The sequence below is a fragment of the Pseudomonas sp. WC1 genome (assembly GCF_050586565.1).
Lineage (GTDB): Bacteria > Pseudomonadota > Gammaproteobacteria > Pseudomonadales > Pseudomonadaceae > Aquipseudomonas.
Genome location: NZ_JBOBDQ010000008.1, coordinates 20,945 through 37,907, shown reverse-complemented (window position 1 = coordinate 37,907; position 16,963 = coordinate 20,945). Strand labels below are relative to the sequence as shown.

Here is a 16,963-nt window from a genome sequence, read left to right as displayed (position 1 = left end):
CGGTTTACCCCTCAAACGATTTTCAGAGGATCAGCGCGGCACGATCAGACGGTGCCCATCCAACGCCTGCACGCTGACCGGCAGGATGCCCGGCAAGGCATCGAGCAATACCTCAGGCCGGTCACTGGGGAAACTCCCGGTCAATCGCAGGTTGATCAGCCCGGGATCGACCTTCACGGCCTGCGCGACATAGGCGTTCAGCTCGTCGATCACTTCGACCAGCGGCTGGTCGGTGAACGACCACCAACCGCGCTGCCAATGCGCCTGGTCGGGCCCATACTGGCCACCGGCGCGCAGGCTGCCCAGCCGCCCTTCGCCCTCCAGGCAGATGCGCTCGCCAGCCAGCAGCACCTGTTCACCGCCCTGCAGGTCGCGTACCTGCACCCGCCCCCTGGCTACGGCCACCTGGACTTGGCCACCACGGTCGCTGACCGTGAACGCGGTGCCCAGTACCTCCACCAAGCCGAGGCGAGTACTGATCAGGAATGGCCGCCACAGCTCATGGGCCACATCGAAGAAGACGTTGCCGTGCAGTAGCAGGACCTGGCGCTGGCCATGATCGAAACGCACGCGCAGACTGCTTTCGGCCGCCACCAGCAACTGGCTGCCATCGGGCAATGCCAAGGCCTGCGGGGCTTGCGCGTGGGCTGTCTGCAGGTCCTGCCGGAACGGCGCGGTGCGCTTGTACATCCAGCCCAGCCAGCCACCTGCGGCCAGCAGCAAGGCCAGCGTGCCGCCCTGGCGCAGCACCCGCCGACGTCCCGCATCACAAGCTTGTGGTTGCAAGACGCCACGCAGTTGCGGAGCGAGGCGATGAACCAGTTGCCAGCGCTGCTCCGCCTCCAGCCAGGCGCGCTCATGCTCGGCGCTGCGTCCGCGCCAGCGCTGCGCCAGGCCATGGGTCTTGCGCACGCGTTCGGGATCATCCCCTTGCAGCGCAGCCAGGTAGACCAGCGCCTGCTGCACCTTGCGTGGCGCGGCCGGCTCAGTCATGACGGCTCGCCAGGCGCAGTTCGGACAGGTCAAAGACCGCCCGGGCGATATGCAGCTCGACCGACTTGGCCGACAGCCCCAGGGCCTCGCACACTTCACGGTGGCTGTGGCCGTGCAGGCGCACGCGAACGAACACTTCGCGGCGAAGTTTGGGCATGCGTTCGATGCGGGTAATCAGGTGCTGCAGCTGTTCGCGCGCGATCATGATCTCTTCCACGCTGGGGCTGAGCCAGTCGGCCCGTACCAGCCAGTCTTCCAGCGCCGCCAGTTCGGTGCTACGCCGACGGTGCTGGTCGATGCACAAGTTGCGCGCCGCCTGGAATAGTAAGGCCCGGGCATTGATTACCGGTGCGTTGAGCGCATGGGCGTACGCCTGGGCGAAGCTGGACTGGGCAATATCAGCGGCGTCGTCAGGGTTGCGCAGCCGCCCGCAGAGGTAGCGGCGCAGATCGCTGTAATGGGCAAGCAGGTCGTCGACGGCCGCCTTGAGAGCTGGCCGGGCGTGCCAAACGCTGGAAAGGGAGGTCATTGCGGATGTGGCGAAGGCCGTTAATAGGAATTCCTATCATTCTCACACATGTCAATCGGCCATCGCCAGCATCATGTTGCCGATCAGTAACCCAGCTTGCGCAGCAACTGTTCTTCGTTCTGTGGCATCGGTCGTTTATAGAAACGCATCAGCTCACCGGCACGGTTGGTGAAGATGCCGTCGACGCCGGCTTTCATCGCCTTGTCGAAATCCACCGCCTCGTCGAGGGTGTATACGTGCACCAGCAGCCCCTTGTCGTGGCTGGCCTGGTTCATCCACGGCTGGATCAGGTCGGAGTAGCTCTGTTCGCCGAGGTGGGTACGGATTGCCGAAGGGCCGGTACCAATGGCGCCGCCGGCCTTGGCATAGTCGAGCCAGCGCTGGAACTCGGCACGGTCCTTGGGTTGCTGACGGGCGTAGAAGGCCGGCTTGTCCTGCTCACCGGATTCGGCGAAGTCCTGCCCGGAAGCCGGCTCGATGCTACCCTTGGCCACCCACAGCAAGAGGATCTTCGGCACCTGCGGCATGACCTCGTGCAGCAGCTTGAGGCTGTTGCGATCGAAGGTCTGCAAGATCACCTTGCCCGGCTTGTCGAGCCAGCCACGGGCCTCGAGGCGTTTTTTCAGGTCCTGCTCGATACCGGGAAACTGCGCCGGCTCCTTGGTCTCGATGTAAAGGCCCGGATGACGCTCGGGGTTGCCTTCGGCGATATTGATCACTTCGTCCAGGGTCAGAATGCGCTGGCCCTTGAACGCTTCGCGGGCACGCTCTGGATAGGCCTTGTTGAACCAGCTGCCGGCGTCCAGCGCCTTGAGTTCGGCCAAGGTGAAGGCGCTGACCGGGCTCGCCTTGCGCTCGGGGTAACGTTCGGCGACGTCGCTGGTGCGTGCCAGCACATCGTCGTGGACCACCACCAGCACGCCATCGCGGGTGCGCTGCAAGTCCATTTCCAGGTAGTCGGCGCCCAGTTCGCGGGCCAGCAGGTAGGCGGGAGTGGTGGACTCGGGAGCATCGAACGAGGCGCCACGGTGAGCGATCACGGCCGGATGCGGGATGTCCTGGGCCTTGGCGAGGGCCTTGCCGTCGGAGGCATGGGCCGCGGTACTCGCCAGCAAGGTGGCCAGGAGAAGGGTCTTGTGCATGGGTAGTCCTTTGCAGATCGGGGCCGGCCCCTGGAAGACGCCGGCAAGGTCAACGGTGCAGTCCTTGAGGGCGCAAGCCTCGCACACTCTGCATGACATGCTAAAGTCCCCGGCGTTTTCCGCCCCACCCAATGGACCGCCCATGCCCGCACTCGACGCCCACTTGCCCACCTGGGCCGACCTCAACCAGCGCCACCCCAGCACCGCCCTGCTGCTGGGCAATGGTGCCAGCCGCGCGCTGTGGAAACCGTTCGGCTACTTCTCGCTGTTCGAGGAAGCCCAGCGGGTGCGGCACAAGGCTTTGGGGGTGAGCGACCAGGCACTGTTCAAGGCCCTGGGCAGTGAGCTGTTCGAGCCGCTGCTCAGCACCCTGAACACCACCGTGCGGGCCAACGCCGCGCTGGCGATCAACTCCACCGCGCCGCTGAACCGCTACTACTCGATCAAGGAAGCGCTGATCCACGCGGTGCGCGCCGTGCACCTGCCCTGGCCGCGCTTCCCCAGTGCGACGCGTACGGCCATCAACCAGGCGCTGCGCCAGTACCGCAGCGTCTACACCAGCAACTACGACCTGATCCTGCCCTGGGCCGTGGCCGAGGATACGCAAGGTTTCGCCAACCTGTTCGACGAACAGGGTTTCTTCGACGTGCGCCGCAGCCAGGCCGACGGTATCCGCATCCTGCACCTGCACGGCGGCATGCACCTGCTCAAGTTGCCTGACGGCAGTACCCGCCGACGCAGCGCAGAACAGGCCGAACTGCTCGAAGGTTTCGCCGTGAACATTCCCGGCGAAGTACCGCTGTTCGTCAACGAAAGCCGCAGCGAAGACAAGCTGCGCGCCATCCGCAACTCCGACTACCTGTCCTGGAGCCTGGGACAGCTGGCCCGCGAACACGACGGACTATGCTTGTTCGGCCAGCATCTGGACACCAGCGACCAGCACCTGCTCGACGCCATCCGCCTGGCTCGGCCCAAGCACCTGGCCATCGCGATCCGGCCGCTAAGCGAGGCCTCGGTCATCAACCAGAAGCAGCACTTCATTGATCGCTTTGGCGATCTTTCGCAGGTTCCGCTGCACTTTTTCGATGCCTCCAGCCACCCCCTAGGCTTGGCTGAACTGACCATCCCCGTTCCGGCCACACAGGATCGACGGCGCTGAGCCGCACACTTTGCAAATGTAAATAATTCTCGATAAGATCCGCACCCTTTCCTCCCCGCCAGCCCCGGAAAGCGTGCATGCAGCGCCCCAAACCCGACCCCGTCGCCCACGGTTTCTATGCCGACATCCTGCATTTCCTGCGCAAGCGCATGGACAATGCCAGTGACGCGGCGGACATGACCCAGGATGTGTTCGCCCAATGGCTGGGTTACCGGGATCGGGCCAAGGTGGAGCAGCCGCGCGCGTTCCTGTTCCAGGTGGCGCGCAACCTGCTGAGCGACCATTGGCGCAGGCAGAAGGTGCGCCATGCGGCGCTGGCCGACGACACCCTGCCCGAGCAGCAGAGCGCGCCGGCCAATGACCCCCTGGACCATGCCCAACAGCAACAACGGCTGGATCAATTGCGTCAGGTGCTCGCAGAACTCTCGCCGCGACGCCGCGAAGCCCTTATGCTGCACCGTTTCGAAGGCCTGACCCAGGCCCAGATCGCCGAACGCATGAACATTTCCGTCAGCATGGTCGAAAAGCACATCGCCGCCGCCCTGCTGCAATGCAAGCAACGCCTGGACAGTGACAACGGCACGGAGCAGTTCCCATGACCCCCACCGACGAGCTCGACCCGCGCCCGATCGACGCCCAGGCGGCGAGTTGGTTCAGCCGCAACCGCAACCAGCCGTCACGGCAAGACCGCAAGGCATTCGCCCGGTGGATGCAGACGCCCGAGCACACCCGCGCCTATCGCCAGTTCGAACAGCTGTGGGATGACCTGGCCGCCCTCAAGCAAGCCAATCGCCCCGTACCCTTGCCGGTACGCCGGGCGCCGCGCTGGCGCCCGGCCCTGGCAACGGCGGCGGCCCTGCTCTGCGCCATACTGGCCGGCAATCTGGGCGCGGGTAGCGAAGCCTTCAGCAAGCGCATCAGCGCCAGCCAGGCCCTGCAGGTGCTGCAACTGCCCGATGGCAGCCAGCTGCATGTCAACGCCCAGACCCGCCTGCGCCTGGACTTCAGCGCCGAACAGCGGCTGATCCAGCTCGAACATGGCCAGCTGTATATCGAGGTGGCACCCGACAAGGAGCGGCCGCTGTTCGTCGATGCGGGCAGCGGCCGCGTGCGCGTGGTCGGCACTGGCTTCGATGTGCGCCGGGGCGACCGCGAACTGGTGGTCGCGGTCGCCCACGGGCAGGTGGCGTTCGACACCCCCGGCGAGCGACAACCGCCGTTGTTGCTCGGTGCCCGCCAGGGCGCCACCTACGACCTGGCACGCGGCACCCTGACCCGCCGTGAACTGGGCGAACAACAGGTGGCCGACTGGCGCGAGGGCCATGTGAGCTTTCGCAACCGCGAACTGGCCAGCCTGATTGACGAGCTCGGCCTGTATCGCCAGCAGCCGGTGGTGCTGGCCGACCCGACGCTTGGCCGCTACAAGGTGTCCGGCAATCTCGACGTCCACGACCCGGACGCCCTGCTCAATGCCCTGCCCGCCCTGTTGCCGGTCAAGACCACCTTGCTGGCGGACGGGCGCCTGCGCATCGAGCGGCGCTAGGCTCTGTACGAAATATATCTGCACTCGCCCATACTGCGTTGAAACGGGGCTCGGAATGCTCATGTACTCCAGTACAGTCGGGCGCGACCCCGGCCGTTCCTCCCCCCGTTTCGCCTTGTCTGGCCTTCGCGCAGACACATTTCGTACAGACCCTAAAAAAATAATTTGAGAATTTTTATCATTCGCAGGTGAGGTTTTGTCGCAACATCGCGTCTTCCTCCCCGCCTGCCGCGTGATGGCGGGCTTTTTCCGGCCTTTTGCCGTTTGGGGGAAACCATGTTGTCCGCGATGCGTCCATTGCACTGCCTGCCTGTCCGACCCACATTGCTGGCCCTGTGCCTGGCCATGAGCCTGGCCGCCGAAGCCGCACCGGTACCGTTCGACCTGCCGGCGCAACCGCTGGCGCGCTCGCTGAGCCAACTGGCCCAGCAGGCCAAGGTCCAGCTGCTGTTCGACGAGGCCCTGTTCGGCGGTGCCCAGGCACCGGCGCTCAAGGGCGACTTCGAAGCCGAAGTGGCTATCAGCCGCCTGCTGGTCGGCAGCCGCTTCAACGTGGTGCGCATGGGCAATACCTACGTGGTACGCCTGCGCGAAGACGACCCGACTGCCGACAACAGCCTGCAACTCGGTGCCGTGAGCATCGTGGGTGACGGGCAGCAGGTCGACGCTGGCAACGTCGGGCGCTCGACGCTCGACCAGGAGCAGATCGACCGCTACCAGCCCAGCAACATTCCCAGCGTGCTGGCGACCCTGCCGGGGGTGAACATGGGCGGCTCGTCCAAGCCCGGCGGCCAGACCATCAACATCTGGGGCTTTGGCGACGCCGAGGACGTGCCGATGACCCTCGACGGTGCGCCCAAGAGCGGCTTTGAGCGCTATCAGCAAGGTACCATCTTCATCGAGCCCGAGCTGATCAAGCACATCGAGGTCGAAAAAGGCCCGCACTCGGTCAAGACCGGCAACGGCGGCTTTGGCGGCAGCGTCAATATGGAAACCAAGGACGCCGGCGACTTGCTGCAAGAGGGCCGCAACAGCGGTGCGATGCTCAAGTACGGCTATGGCAGCAACGACCACCAGCAGATCTACAGCTCGGCATTGTTCGGCCGTACCGACGACGGTCGCATCGACGGCCTGGTGTATTACACCAAGCGCGACGGCGGCAACCTGAAGATGGCCGACAGCCTGCCCGACCCCACCGGCAAATGGCCGATCAACCCCCAGCGCATCCCCTACAGCGCCCTGGACCTGGACGGCGCTTTGCTAAAAACCAACATACATTTCACCGACGAGCACAGCCTGGGGCTGTCCTGGGCACAATCGGAAAGCCAGCGCTGGACCACCTTCTCATCGACCGCCTTCAGCACGCCCCCCACTGCGGCGGATATCAAGAAGTACGGCTACGAAGCTGCCCTCAAGCGTTTCCTCGCCAACCGCCGCACCATCGACACCACCTGGTCGGCCACCTACAAGTACCAACCGATCGAGAACCCGTGGGTGGACCTGCAGGTGAAGTACTCCGAATCGGACACCAAGCAGACCGATGAGCGCGACGCAACGGCGTTCTTCCAGCCCGCCACCGGTGGGCGCAAGATGGACACCGAGTACAAGGACCGCATGCTTGATGTGAAGAACACCAGCACCTTCCTCACCGGTCCCCTGGAACATGCGCTCACCGCAGGCGTGCAGGTGCGTCGCCATGACCGCGACACGCAGATGTGGATGCCCGGCAAGACCTACGAAGTACCCAAGTACAACTATGGTCACTACCAACCGTACTTCATGCCCAGCGGCCAGGTCGACAGCCAGGGCTACTACCTGCAGGACGCCATCACCCTGGGCGACCTGACCATCACGCCATCGTTGCGCTACGACCACGTGACCAACGAGGGCAAGCCCAACCAGGCGCCGTACTACAACAACCCGGAGGCTGGCCACGACTACAGCGACAAGACCTACAGCGGCTGGTCGCCACGTCTGTCGCTGTTCTGGAAGATGAACGAACAGACCGCGCTGTTCGCCGACTACAGCAAGACCTGGCGCGCCCCGGTGCTGGATGAACAGTATGAAGTGCAGGGTGTCGGCAGCCGCACCGCCACCAGTCGCAACCTCGACCCCGAGCGCATCATCGGTGTGCGGGTCGGCAGCATCAGTACCTTCACCAATGTGTTCAGCCAAGGCGACAGCGCGCAGATTCGCACCATGGCATTCCACAACAAGGTCACTGACGAGATCTTCAAGGCCACCGGCATCGGCTGCCAGGAGCAACTGGTCAGCGGCGGCACCATTGCCAACACCTGCGGCGACGGGCTGATGGGCAACTACCGCAATATCGGCGATGTGACCTACAAGGGTTTCGAAGTCGAGACCTTCTACGACGCCACCTATTGGTTCGGTGCGCTGTCGTACTCTTGGATGGAGGGTCGCCACGAGGGCGCGTACACCAACCCCTGGGGGCCGGATGTCTGGGCCAAGGATGTACCGGCACCGAAATGGATCACCACCCTTGGCGTGAAGATCCCGGCCTGGGACGCCCGGGTCGGCTGGACCGCGCAGTTCGTCGGCGCCACCCACCACCTGCCCAGCGACAAGTACTTCGAGGGCCCGGCCAGCGCGCTCGGTGACCGCTACTACGACAACTTCGGCAACGAGAAGTACCAGATACATGGCCTGTTCGCCAACTGGAAGCCGCAACAACCCTACCTCAAGGGCACCGAGGTCAACCTGACCGTGGACAACCTGTTCAACAAGGCCATCCGGCCAGAGCTGTCAGGTGAGAACGCCTATACCCAGGGACGCAATGCCAAGATCAGCGTGACCCGGTTCTTCTGAGCCCGCTGGCAATGATGCAACGGAGTGCATCACCTGCCGTTCGCCACCCGCTCCTGGGCCCTGGCGACATTCACCTGCATCGCCACGATGGCCAGCTCATGGACTGCCTGGGCGACGGCATGCGTGCCGCGCGCCTGCATCCACGACAGGATGTCGGCGAGGTGCCAGAGCGAGAGCGTGCCGTCATGCACCGGGGCCGGAAAGGTGCGGTGATGGGTGAGCATGAGCTTGCGCATGTTCTGCCGGGAGACCCCCACCAGCTCCGCCACATCGGTCAGGCCGACCAGGTCGGGACTGGCCTCGATCAGCCGGGCATCCGGCAACACTTGCCGCACATCCGCCAGGGCGCTGTGCAGCGCCTCCCGCGCCGTGCCGCCCTCGCGGGCGAAGGCCAGGGCCAGACGGCCCGGTTGGCCGCTACCGACCACTGCATCATCGCAACCGGCCTCCCCCAGGCGCTCGATCAGCGCATCGACGTCCATGTCCTCGGTCAATTGGTATTTGAGGGTGAACTCGTACTCCATCACTTTCGCTCCACTGACTGATTGGCTATCGCGCTTGTCGACGTACAGTTGTCCACGATCCGGCGTAACTGGCGGGCGAAGGTGCCCGGGTTCCTGGGCGTGCTCCACACGCTGGTGATGCAGAACTCGCCGCAGCAGCATTCGCGGTCGTTGTTAGGGCAATAGATCCGCCCCCAGCAATGGCCACCTCGCACGGAGACTCTCCAGCCCCGCGCCTCGGCGTGCGTCAGGGACTGTTCGACTTCCTTGTTTGGATGGAGGGGACGGACCATCGGTTGAGCTCCAGTATGGATATGAGAAAGAGGTTGTCAAGTGACAACCGCGCAACGCCGACAGGCGTCATCACAAGCCAGACTAGGTGCCAAGAGGGATGCAACGGGCTCAAAAAGGTCGCTTCGGAAACGACCTAACTGAATTTGTGAAAGTGCTGTAGGTCGATCATCCAGCGATCAGCCCATCCGCCTTCAACAACGTCTCCAGACAATGCTCGCGCACCCCATAGAACGCCTTGAGCTCGGCGATTTTCTCCAGCAGACCCGCATTGTCCTGGGGCTGCCGACGCTTGACCGCAAGGATCATCTTGTTCTTGTTGGTATGCTCGAGCGAGATGAACTCGAACACCTTGGTCTCGTAGCCGCAAGCCTCCAGGTAAAGGGCGCGCAGGCTGTCAGTGAGCATCTCGGCCTGCTGGCCCAGGTGCAGCCCGTACTGCAGCATCGGTTGCAACAACCCCGGGCTGTGCAACTGCGGGCGGATCTGCTTGTGGCAGCACGGCGAGCACATGATGATCGCGGCGCTGCAGCGAATACCGGTGTGGATGGCATAGTCGGTGGCGATGTCGCAGGCATGCAAGGCGATCATCACATCGATGGCCTCAGGCACCACGCTGCGCACATCGCCGCATTCGAACACCAGGCCCGGGTGCTCCAGGCGCACGGCGGCGGCGTTGCACAACTCGACCATGTCCGGGCGCAGCTCGACACCGGTGACCTGCGCCTCACGGGCGAGGGTGTTGCGCAGGTAGTCATGCATGGCAAAGGTCAGGTAGCCCTTGCCCGAACCGAAGTCGGCGACCTTCAGGCTCTGCTGGGGGTTCACGGGCGCGTCGCTCAAGGCATGGTCGAAGACCTCGATGAACTTGTTGATCTGCTTCCATTTGCGCGACATGGACGGGATCAGCGCGCCCTGCGCGTCAGTCACCCCCAGGTCGCGCAGGAACGGCCGCGACAGCTCCAGGTAACGCTTCTTCTGCCGATCATGGCCACCCGCGCCCGCCTCGCGGGGCGTCTGCTGGGCCAGGTGCCGGCGCAGCATCGGCTTGCCTTTCTTGCTGAACTCCAGTTGCACCTCGCCAGCAGCGGTGAACAGGTGCGCGTTGCGAAAGCCCTCGGGCAGCAGTTCAGCCACCAGCACCTGCGCCTCGTCCAACCCCAGGTTTCGGGTGATGTCGCGAGTCTGGTGGCGGTAGACCAACGACAGGCAGGCCTGGCCCTTGATCTGCACCTGCTTGGCGATGATCCGCTGCAGGGTCTGGTCGGTACCGACATGGCGGGCCAGCACCAGCTTGCTCAGGCTGCCGTCGCCCAGCGCATCGGCGAGCAGGCTCAGGAACTGGGCGCGCGCGTCCGGCGCGCCAGGGGCGGAGGAAGGGGAAGACATGGAAACGGGTGCCTCGAAATGCGGGGAGCGCGATGCGCAATGCCGGGCATTCTACGTCGATGATGCCCCTGGCGAAACATGCCCTTGCTCGCCAACGGTCAGTCGAGAATCACCAGGCGGTTGGGCAGTTCGTTGCGCGCATGGGTCGGGGGTACATGTTCGCTGAGCAGCTCGCCGCAGGCCTCGATGCATTCGACGAAGCCCTGCAAGGTATGGCCCTGGCGCACCTGGTCGGTGAAACGGGCGACGATCGCCTCGCGCGCCTGCTCGGGCAGGTGCCGGGCGATGCCCTCGTCGACCAGGATCTCGACATGGCGCTCGGCTTCGCTGACGAAGATCAGCACGCCCGTGGCCCCGGCGGTACGCTGCAGGTTGAGCTCGAGAAACTGCTGGCGGGCCAGGCCCGAAGCGCGCCGGCGGCGCAACATCGACGGCACCACCCAGGCAGCCAGGCGCGGATGGCGCAACACCAGGCACAAGCTGATGAAGGTCAGCATCTGCGCCAACAACAGGCCATTGACGCCGATACCACCCAGCCACACATGCAACGCGCCGGGTATCAACAAGGCCAGCAAGGCGGCCCAGATCAACGGCAAGTAGGGGAAATCATCGGCGCGGCGGGCCAGCACGGTCACAAGCTCCGCATCGGTGCGCCGTTCGGCGCGTGCAATCGCCTCGGCGATCTGGCGCTGTTCGTATTCGGTCATGCCATCGTCTCTCGAGCGTTCTTATCGTTGTTATCCCGGCAATCGGGTGGGCGAGAGTGTATCTCAACAAATGCCTCATATAAGGCATAATCCGCGACTGCGTCGGATCATGGATGAATGATCCACAACACGGCCAGCGGACACGACAACAACAGGCATACGAAACGTCTCGGCCCACCGCTATCACTCGACAACGGAATTGATGATGAAACTGTCTTTGCTGGGCCTGGCCATGGGCCTTGCCAGTCAGGCGGCCCTTGCCGCCCCTATCGCCCCGCCCCTGCAGGACAAGCAGGCGTTCGTCGACCATCTGATCAGCCAGATGACCGAGGCCGAGAAGATCGGCCAGCTACGCCTGATCAGCATCGGCCCCGAGATGCCCCACGCGAAGATCCGCGAGGAAATCGCCGCCGGACGCATCGGCGGCACCTTCAACTCGCGCACCGCCCCGGAGAACCGTCCGATGCAGGACGCGGCCATGCGCAGCCGCCTCAAGATCCCGATGTTCTTCGCCTACGACACCATCCATGGCGAACGCACCATCTTCCCGATCGGCCTGGGCCTGGCCTCGTCCTGGGACATGGACGCCATCGCCAAGGTCGGCCGCACCTCGGCCGTCGAGGCGGCCGCCGACTCGCTGGACATGACCTTCGCACCGATGGTCGACATTGCCCGCGACCCGCGTTGGGGGCGCACCAGCGAAGGCTTTGGCGAGGACACCTACCTGACTTCGAAGATCGGCCAGGTGATGGTCAAGTCGTTCCAGGGGTCGAGCCCGGCCAATGCCGACAGCATCATGGCCATCGTCAAGCACTTCGCCCTGTACGGCGCCGTGGAAGGGGGCCGCGACTACAACACGGTCGATATGAGCCTGCCGAAGATGTACAACGACTACCTGCCGCCCTACCGCGCCGCGCTCGACGCCGGTGCTGGCGGGGTGATGGTGGCGCTGAACTCGATCAACGGCGTGCCGGCCACGTCCAACACCTGGCTGATGAACGACTTGCTGCGCAAGCAGTGGGGCTTCAAGGGCGTGACCATCAGCGACCACGGCGCCATCCAGGAACTGATCCGCCATGGCGTGGCCCGTGACGGCCGCGAAGCCGCCAAGCTGGCGATCAAGGCCGGCATCGACATGAGCATGAACGACACCCTCTACGGCGAAGAACTGCCTGGGTTGTTGAAGTCCGGTGAGGTCAGCCAGGCAGAACTGGACCAGGCAGTGCGTGAAGTGCTGGGCGCCAAGTACGACATGGGTCTGTTCAAAGACCCCTACGTGCGCATTCCAAAGCCTGAGACCGACCTGAAGGACTACTACGCCGAGGACCGCCTGCACCGCGAAGCCGCGCGTGACGTGGCACGCCGCGGCCTGGTGCTGCTGGAAAACCGCGAGCAGACCCTGCCCCTGAAAAAGGCCGGCACCATCGCCGTGGTCGGCCCACTGGCCGATGCGCCGATCGACATGATGGGCAGTTGGGCCGCCGACGGTAAACCGCAGCACTCGGTGACCGTGCGTGAAGGTTTGCGCCGCGCCGTCGAAGGCAAGGCCAAGCTGGTGTACGCCAAAGGCTCGAACGTCACTGGCGACAAGGCGATGTTCGATTACCTGAACTTCCTCAACTTCGACGCCCCGGAAATCGTCGACGACCCGCGTCCGGCCGCGGTGCTGATCGACGAAGCGGTCAAGGCCGCCAGGCAATCGGACGTGGTCGTGGCCGTGGTCGGCGAGTCCCGGGGCATGTCCCACGAGTCCTCAAGCCGCACCACCCTGGAGATCCCCGCGGTACAACGCGACCTGATCAAGGCGCTCAAGGCCACCGGAAAACCCTTGGTGCTGGTGCTGATGAACGGCCGTCCGCTGTCGATCGCCTGGGAACGCGAGCAGGCCGACGCCATCCTCGAAACCTGGTTCAGCGGCACCGAAGGCGGCAACGCCATCGCCGACGTACTGTTCGGCGACTACAACCCGTCCGGGCGGCTGGCCATCACCTTCCCGCGTTCGGTCGGGCAGATCCCGATGTACTACAACCACATGCGCATCGGCCGCCCGTTCACCCCAGGCAAGCCGGGCAACTACACCTCGCAGTACTTCGAGGAGCCAAACGGCCCGCTGTATCCGTTCGGCTACGGCCTGAGCTACACCAGCTTCGAACTGTCCGACCTGACCTTGTCGCAGACCGAGCTAAAGCGCGGCGCGACCCTCAAGGCCAAGGTCGTCGTGAAGAACACCGGCAAGCGTGACGGCGAGACCGTGGTGCAGCTGTATATCCAGGACCAGAGCGCGTCGATGAGCCGCCCGGTGAAGGAGCTGAAGAACTTCCAGAAGCTGATGCTCAAGGCCGGCGAGTCGCGAACCTTGACTTTCGACATCAGTGAGCAGGATCTGAAGTTCTACAATGGCCAACTGCAGCACGTTGCCGAGGCTGGCCAGTTCAACGTGCAGGTCGGCCTCGATTCCGAAGCGGTGCAACAGCAGAGCTTCGAGCTGCTGTAAGCCAGACCCGGCCCCATCGCGGGACAAGCCCGTTTCCACACATCACGCTGTGGAAGCGGGCTTGCCCCGCGAAGAGGCCGGCACAGACAACCGCAACCCCGGATCCGCCCCATGCCCTCATCCTTCCGCACCCTGCGCCTGGGTTTGATCATCCTGCTGATCCTGGTCGGCACCACACTCAGCGCCGGCTGGGCCATGCACCAGGCCAAGCGCGAGGCGATGGCAACCGACGCCCGCCGGGCCGGCCAGCAACTGGGCCTGTATGCCAACGCCCTGCATACCCTGATCGAGCGCTACCGTGCATTGCCTGCGGTACTGGCGCTGGACCCTGAACTGATCGCCGCCCTGCGCGGCCCGGTTACCGAACAGGTGCAGGACGCCCTGAACCGCAAGCTCGAACGCATCAACGGCGCCGCCAACTCTTCCACCCTGGAGCTGTTGGACCGCACGGGCCTGGCCATCGCGGCCAGCAACTGGCGCCTGCCGACCACCTATGTCGGTTCCAACTACGGCTTTCGCCCCTATTTCAAACAGACCCGCAGCCAGGGCAGTGGCCGCTTCTACGCCGTCGGCGTGACCAGCGGCGTGCCAGGTTATTTCCTGGCGAGCGCGGTGAACGACGAACATGGCCGCTTCCTCGGCGCCATGGTGGTCAAGCTGGAGTTCCCGGAGCTCGAGCGCGAGTGGCGCCAGGGCAACGACATCCTGCTGGTCAGCGATGCCCGCGGCATCACCTTCATTGCCAACCAGGACGGCTGGCGTTACCGCGAACTGCAACCGCTGTCCGGTGCCGACCGCGCCGAGCTGGCGGAGACCCGCCAGTACGACAAGCAGCCGCTGGTGCCCCTGCAGCACCAGGCCCTGACTCGCTTCACCGACACCAGCCACCTGACCCGCGTGCAAGGCCCGGATGGCACCGCCGAGTACCTGTGGGAGCGCCTGCCCCTGGAGGCCGAAGGCTGGACCCTGCACCTGTTGCGCAAGCCGCAGGTCGCCGAGGATGGGCGCAACGCCGCCCTCGCCGCCGCGGCGATCTGGCTGAGCCTGGTGTTCGCCGCGCTGTTCGTCAGCCAGCGCCTGCGCCTGGCCCGTCTGCGTCAACGCAGCCGCGAGGAGCTCAAGCGCCAGGTCGAGGAGCGTACCCGCGAGCTGCGCACGGCCCAGGAAGGCCTGGTGCAGTCGGCCAAGCTGGCGGCGCTGGGGCAGATGTCGGCCGCGCTGGCCCACGAGATCAACCAGCCTCTTACCACCCAGCGCATGCAACTGGAAACCTTGCGCCTGCTGCTTGATCATGGCCGTCATGACGAAGCCCGCCAGGCCCTGGAACCGCTCGAGCAGATGCTCAGTCGCATGGCCGCGCTCACCGGCCACCTGAAAACCTTCGCCCGCAACAGCCCCGGAGGCCTGCGCGAACGCCTGGACCTGGCCACCGTGGTCGACCAGGCATTGCACCTGCTGGACACTCGCATGCGCGCCGAAAACGTCGAGGTGGCGCTGTACCTGGCGCGCCCGGCCTGGGTCCGTGGCGATGCGATCCGCCTGGAGCAAGTGCTGATCAACCTGCTGCGCAACGCCCTCGACGCCATGGCCGACAAGCGCTACAAACGCCTGGAGATCCGTATCGAGGCGGACGATGCGCAGTGGCGCCTGAGCGTGCTCGACTCCGGTGGCGGCATCCTCGACACCGACCTTTGCCGGGTCTTCGACCCGTTCTTCACCACCAAGCCGGTCGGCGAGGGCCTGGGCCTGGGCCTGGCCATCTCCTACGGCATCGTCATCGATGCCGGCGGCCACCTGCAGGTCGAGAACCTGCCGGGGGGCGCCCGCTTCAGCCTCACCCTGCCCCGCGACCTGGAGACGGTATGTTGAATTCAGTGATCGTTGTCGATGACGAAGCCAGCATCCGCGCTGCGGTGGAACAATGGCTGAGCCTGTCAGGCTTCAACGTGCAGCTTTTCGAGCGTGCCGAGGAGTGCCTGGCGCAACTCCCGGCGCACTTTCCCGGCGTGATCCTCAGCGACGTGCGCATGCCCGGCATGTCCGGTCTGCAATTGCTCGACCGGCTCCAGCAGGCCGACCCCGACCTGCCGGTGATTCTGCTCACCGGCCACGGCGATGTGCCCATGGCGGTGGAGGCGATGCGCAACGGTGCCTACGACTTTCTGGAAAAGCCCTTTACCCCACAGCACCTGATGGGCAGCCTGCGCCGGGCCCTGGAAAAACGCCAGCTGGTCCTGGAAAACCGCCGCCTGCATGAGCAGGCCGACCTCAAGGCCCAGCTGGAGAACACCTTGCTGGGCATGTCCCAGGGGTTGCAGCAACTGCGCCGACAGGTGCTGGAGCTGGCCAGCCTGCCGGTCAACGTGCTGATCCGTGGCGAAACTGGCAGCGGCAAGGAGCGCGTGGCGCGCTGCCTGCACGACTTCGGCCCGCGCGCCGACAAACCCTTTGTCGCGCTAAACTGCGCGGCCATCCCCGAAACATTGTTCGAAGCCGAACTGTTCGGCCATGAAAGCGGCGCCTTTACCGGCGCTCAGGGCAAGCGCGTCGGCAAGCTGGAGTACGCCAATGGCGGTACGGTGTTCCTCGACGAGATCGAGAGCATGCCCCTGGCCCAGCAAGCCAAACTGTTGCGGGTGATCCAGGAGCAGAGGCTTGAGCGCCTGGGGGCCAACCAGAGCATCGCCGTCGATCTGCGCATCATCGCCGCGACCAAACCGGACCTGCTTGAAGAGGCCCGTGCTGGGCGCTTTCGCGAAGACCTGGCGTACCGCCTCAACGTTGCCGAGCTGCGCCTGGCACCGCTGCGCGAGCGCCGTGAAGACATCCCGCTGCTGTTCGAACACTTCGCTCGCACCGCTGCCGAACGCCTGGGCCGCCATGCCCCACCGGTCGGCGGAGGACGATTGGCGCAGCTGCTGGCCCACGACTGGCCGGGCAATGTGCGTGAGTTGGCCAATGCTGCCGAACGTCATGCCTTGGGGCTGGATTCGCAGAACCTTGAGAGCCTGCCAGGCGGGCAGTCGCTGGGCGAACAGATGGAGGCGTTCGAAGCCCAATGCTTGCGTGCGGCGCTGCGCCAGCATCGGGGCGAGATCAAGGGGGTGATGGAGGCGCTGCAACTGCCGCGGCGTACGCTGAACGAGAAGATGCAGCGCCATGGCCTGGTGCGTGAGGACTTTCTCGGCAACGAATGAGCGGATTTCCGCTTATCTGTCCAGGCAAATGAGCGGAAGTTCGCTCACTGCATGCTGAATCGCCGGGACTGCCTGGCAGCCCATCGCTGGCAAGCCAGCGCCCCCCAGGCACCATGCAAGCCAGATACGGTGGGAGCTGGGTTGCCAGCGACAGGGCACAAGACGCCCCCAAATGGACCACCAAGCC

Annotated in this window: 14 protein-coding genes; 7 read left to right on the top strand and 7 right to left on the bottom strand. The window is 64.8% G+C overall.

Annotated elements, in window-relative coordinates; all coding sequences use genetic code 11:
• Positions 1 to 30 precede the first annotated feature (30 nt).
• The 3 genes from ACQ4OD_RS05500 to ACQ4OD_RS05490 form a co-directional block, all read right to left on the bottom strand.
• Positions 31 to 993, bottom strand: coding sequence for a FecR family protein (locus tag ACQ4OD_RS05500; protein WP_139669467.1), 963 nt, complete (start codon positions 991 to 993; stop codon positions 31 to 33).
• The gene (locus tag ACQ4OD_RS05495; RefSeq protein WP_139669465.1) at positions 986 to 1,522 is read right to left on the bottom strand and encodes an RNA polymerase sigma factor; all 537 of its coding nucleotides are present in this window, start codon (positions 1,520 to 1,522) and stop codon (positions 986 to 988) included. Before ACQ4OD_RS05495 ends, ACQ4OD_RS05500 begins: the two co-directional genes overlap by 8 nt.
• An 83-nt stretch (positions 1,523 to 1,605) precedes the next feature.
• A complete protein-coding gene (locus ACQ4OD_RS05490) occupies positions 1,606 to 2,664 on the bottom strand; it encodes a glycerophosphodiester phosphodiesterase family protein (protein WP_430943997.1) in 1,059 nt (352 codons plus the stop codon).
• 142 nt (positions 2,665 to 2,806) lie between these two features.
• Between ACQ4OD_RS05490 and ACQ4OD_RS05485 the strand changes: the two genes are divergently transcribed.
• From ACQ4OD_RS05485 to ACQ4OD_RS05470, 4 genes are all read left to right on the top strand, one after another.
• Positions 2,807 to 3,823, top strand: a complete 1,017-nt coding sequence (locus ACQ4OD_RS05485) for a DUF4917 family protein (RefSeq protein ID WP_198755319.1) — start codon at positions 2,807 to 2,809, stop codon at positions 3,821 to 3,823.
• 77 nt (positions 3,824 to 3,900) lie between these two features.
• Positions 3,901 to 4,422, top strand: coding sequence for an RNA polymerase sigma factor (locus tag ACQ4OD_RS05480; protein WP_102682747.1), 522 nt, complete (start codon positions 3,901 to 3,903; stop codon positions 4,420 to 4,422).
• Positions 4,419 to 5,366: a FecR family protein gene (locus ACQ4OD_RS05475; RefSeq protein WP_430943996.1), complete on the top strand. Its 948-nt coding sequence runs from the start codon at positions 4,419 to 4,421 to the stop codon at positions 5,364 to 5,366. Before ACQ4OD_RS05480 ends, ACQ4OD_RS05475 begins: the two co-directional genes overlap by 4 nt.
• Before the next feature lie 276 nt (positions 5,367 to 5,642).
• A complete protein-coding gene (locus tag ACQ4OD_RS05470; protein ID WP_430943995.1) occupies positions 5,643 to 8,195 on the top strand; it encodes a TonB-dependent hemoglobin/transferrin/lactoferrin family receptor in 2,553 nt (850 codons plus the stop codon).
• 29 nt (positions 8,196 to 8,224) lie between these two features.
• Here ACQ4OD_RS05470 and ACQ4OD_RS05465 read toward each other — a convergent pair whose 3' ends face one another.
• The 4 genes from ACQ4OD_RS05465 to ACQ4OD_RS05450 form a co-directional block, all read right to left on the bottom strand.
• The gene (locus tag ACQ4OD_RS05465) at positions 8,225 to 8,719 is read right to left on the bottom strand and encodes a helix-turn-helix transcriptional regulator (protein WP_102682750.1); all 495 of its coding nucleotides are present in this window, start codon (positions 8,717 to 8,719) and stop codon (positions 8,225 to 8,227) included.
• Entirely contained in the window at positions 8,719 to 8,991 is a 273-nt protein-coding gene (locus tag ACQ4OD_RS05460) for a hypothetical protein (protein WP_232968132.1), read from the bottom strand. The genes ACQ4OD_RS05465 and ACQ4OD_RS05460 overlap by 1 nt, the downstream gene beginning before the upstream one ends.
• Before the next feature lie 166 nt (positions 8,992 to 9,157).
• Positions 9,158 to 10,378: a class I SAM-dependent methyltransferase gene (locus tag ACQ4OD_RS05455; protein ID WP_430943994.1), complete on the bottom strand. Its 1,221-nt coding sequence runs from the start codon at positions 10,376 to 10,378 to the stop codon at positions 9,158 to 9,160.
• 98 nt (positions 10,379 to 10,476) lie between these two features.
• Positions 10,477 to 11,085 (bottom strand): TPM domain-containing protein, encoded by a 609-nt coding sequence (locus ACQ4OD_RS05450; protein WP_102682753.1) that lies wholly within the window; start codon positions 11,083 to 11,085, stop codon positions 10,477 to 10,479.
• Between the two features lie 202 nt (positions 11,086 to 11,287).
• On the opposite strand from ACQ4OD_RS05450, the gene bglX reads away from it, so the two are divergent.
• From bglX to ACQ4OD_RS05435, 3 genes are all read left to right on the top strand, one after another.
• Positions 11,288 to 13,579, top strand: a complete 2,292-nt coding sequence (gene bglX / locus ACQ4OD_RS05445; protein WP_110697672.1) for a beta-glucosidase BglX — start codon at positions 11,288 to 11,290, stop codon at positions 13,577 to 13,579.
• Positions 13,580 to 13,690: 111 nt separating this feature from the next.
• Entirely contained in the window at positions 13,691 to 15,448 is a 1,758-nt protein-coding gene (locus tag ACQ4OD_RS05440; protein WP_102682755.1) for an ATP-binding protein, read from the top strand.
• Entirely contained in the window at positions 15,442 to 16,776 is a 1,335-nt protein-coding gene (locus ACQ4OD_RS05435; RefSeq protein WP_102682756.1) for a sigma-54-dependent transcriptional regulator, read from the top strand. Before ACQ4OD_RS05440 ends, ACQ4OD_RS05435 begins: the two co-directional genes overlap by 7 nt.
• The last annotated feature ends 187 nt before the right edge of the window (positions 16,777 to 16,963 follow it).

Excerpts from the sequence above, each read along its gene's own strand:
- ACQ4OD_RS05500 (WP_139669467.1), bottom strand. The coding sequence starts at position 993 with ATGACTGAGCCGGCCGCGCCACGCAAGGTGCAGCAGGCGCTGGTCTAC.
- ACQ4OD_RS05495 (WP_139669465.1), bottom strand. The coding sequence starts at position 1,522 with ATGACCTCCCTTTCCAGCGTTTGGCACGCCCGGCCAGCTCTCAAGGCG.
- ACQ4OD_RS05490 (WP_430943997.1), bottom strand. The coding sequence starts at position 2,664 with ATGCACAAGACCCTTCTCCTGGCCACCTTGCTGGCGAGTACCGCGGCC.
- ACQ4OD_RS05485 (WP_198755319.1), top strand. The coding sequence starts at position 2,807 with ATGCCCGCACTCGACGCCCACTTGCCCACCTGGGCCGACCTCAACCAG.
- ACQ4OD_RS05480 (WP_102682747.1), top strand. The coding sequence starts at position 3,901 with ATGCAGCGCCCCAAACCCGACCCCGTCGCCCACGGTTTCTATGCCGAC.
- ACQ4OD_RS05475 (WP_430943996.1), top strand. The coding sequence starts at position 4,419 with ATGACCCCCACCGACGAGCTCGACCCGCGCCCGATCGACGCCCAGGCG.
- ACQ4OD_RS05470 (WP_430943995.1), top strand. The coding sequence starts at position 5,643 with ATGTTGTCCGCGATGCGTCCATTGCACTGCCTGCCTGTCCGACCCACA.
- ACQ4OD_RS05465 (WP_102682750.1), bottom strand. The coding sequence starts at position 8,719 with ATGGAGTACGAGTTCACCCTCAAATACCAATTGACCGAGGACATGGAC.
- ACQ4OD_RS05460 (WP_232968132.1), bottom strand. The coding sequence starts at position 8,991 with ATGGTCCGTCCCCTCCATCCAAACAAGGAAGTCGAACAGTCCCTGACG.
- ACQ4OD_RS05455 (WP_430943994.1), bottom strand. The coding sequence starts at position 10,378 with ATGTCTTCCCCTTCCTCCGCCCCTGGCGCGCCGGACGCGCGCGCCCAG.
- ACQ4OD_RS05450 (WP_102682753.1), bottom strand. The coding sequence starts at position 11,085 with ATGACCGAATACGAACAGCGCCAGATCGCCGAGGCGATTGCACGCGCC.
- bglX (WP_110697672.1), top strand. The coding sequence starts at position 11,288 with ATGATGAAACTGTCTTTGCTGGGCCTGGCCATGGGCCTTGCCAGTCAG.
- ACQ4OD_RS05440 (WP_102682755.1), top strand. The coding sequence starts at position 13,691 with ATGCCCTCATCCTTCCGCACCCTGCGCCTGGGTTTGATCATCCTGCTG.
- ACQ4OD_RS05435 (WP_102682756.1), top strand. The coding sequence starts at position 15,442 with ATGTTGAATTCAGTGATCGTTGTCGATGACGAAGCCAGCATCCGCGCT.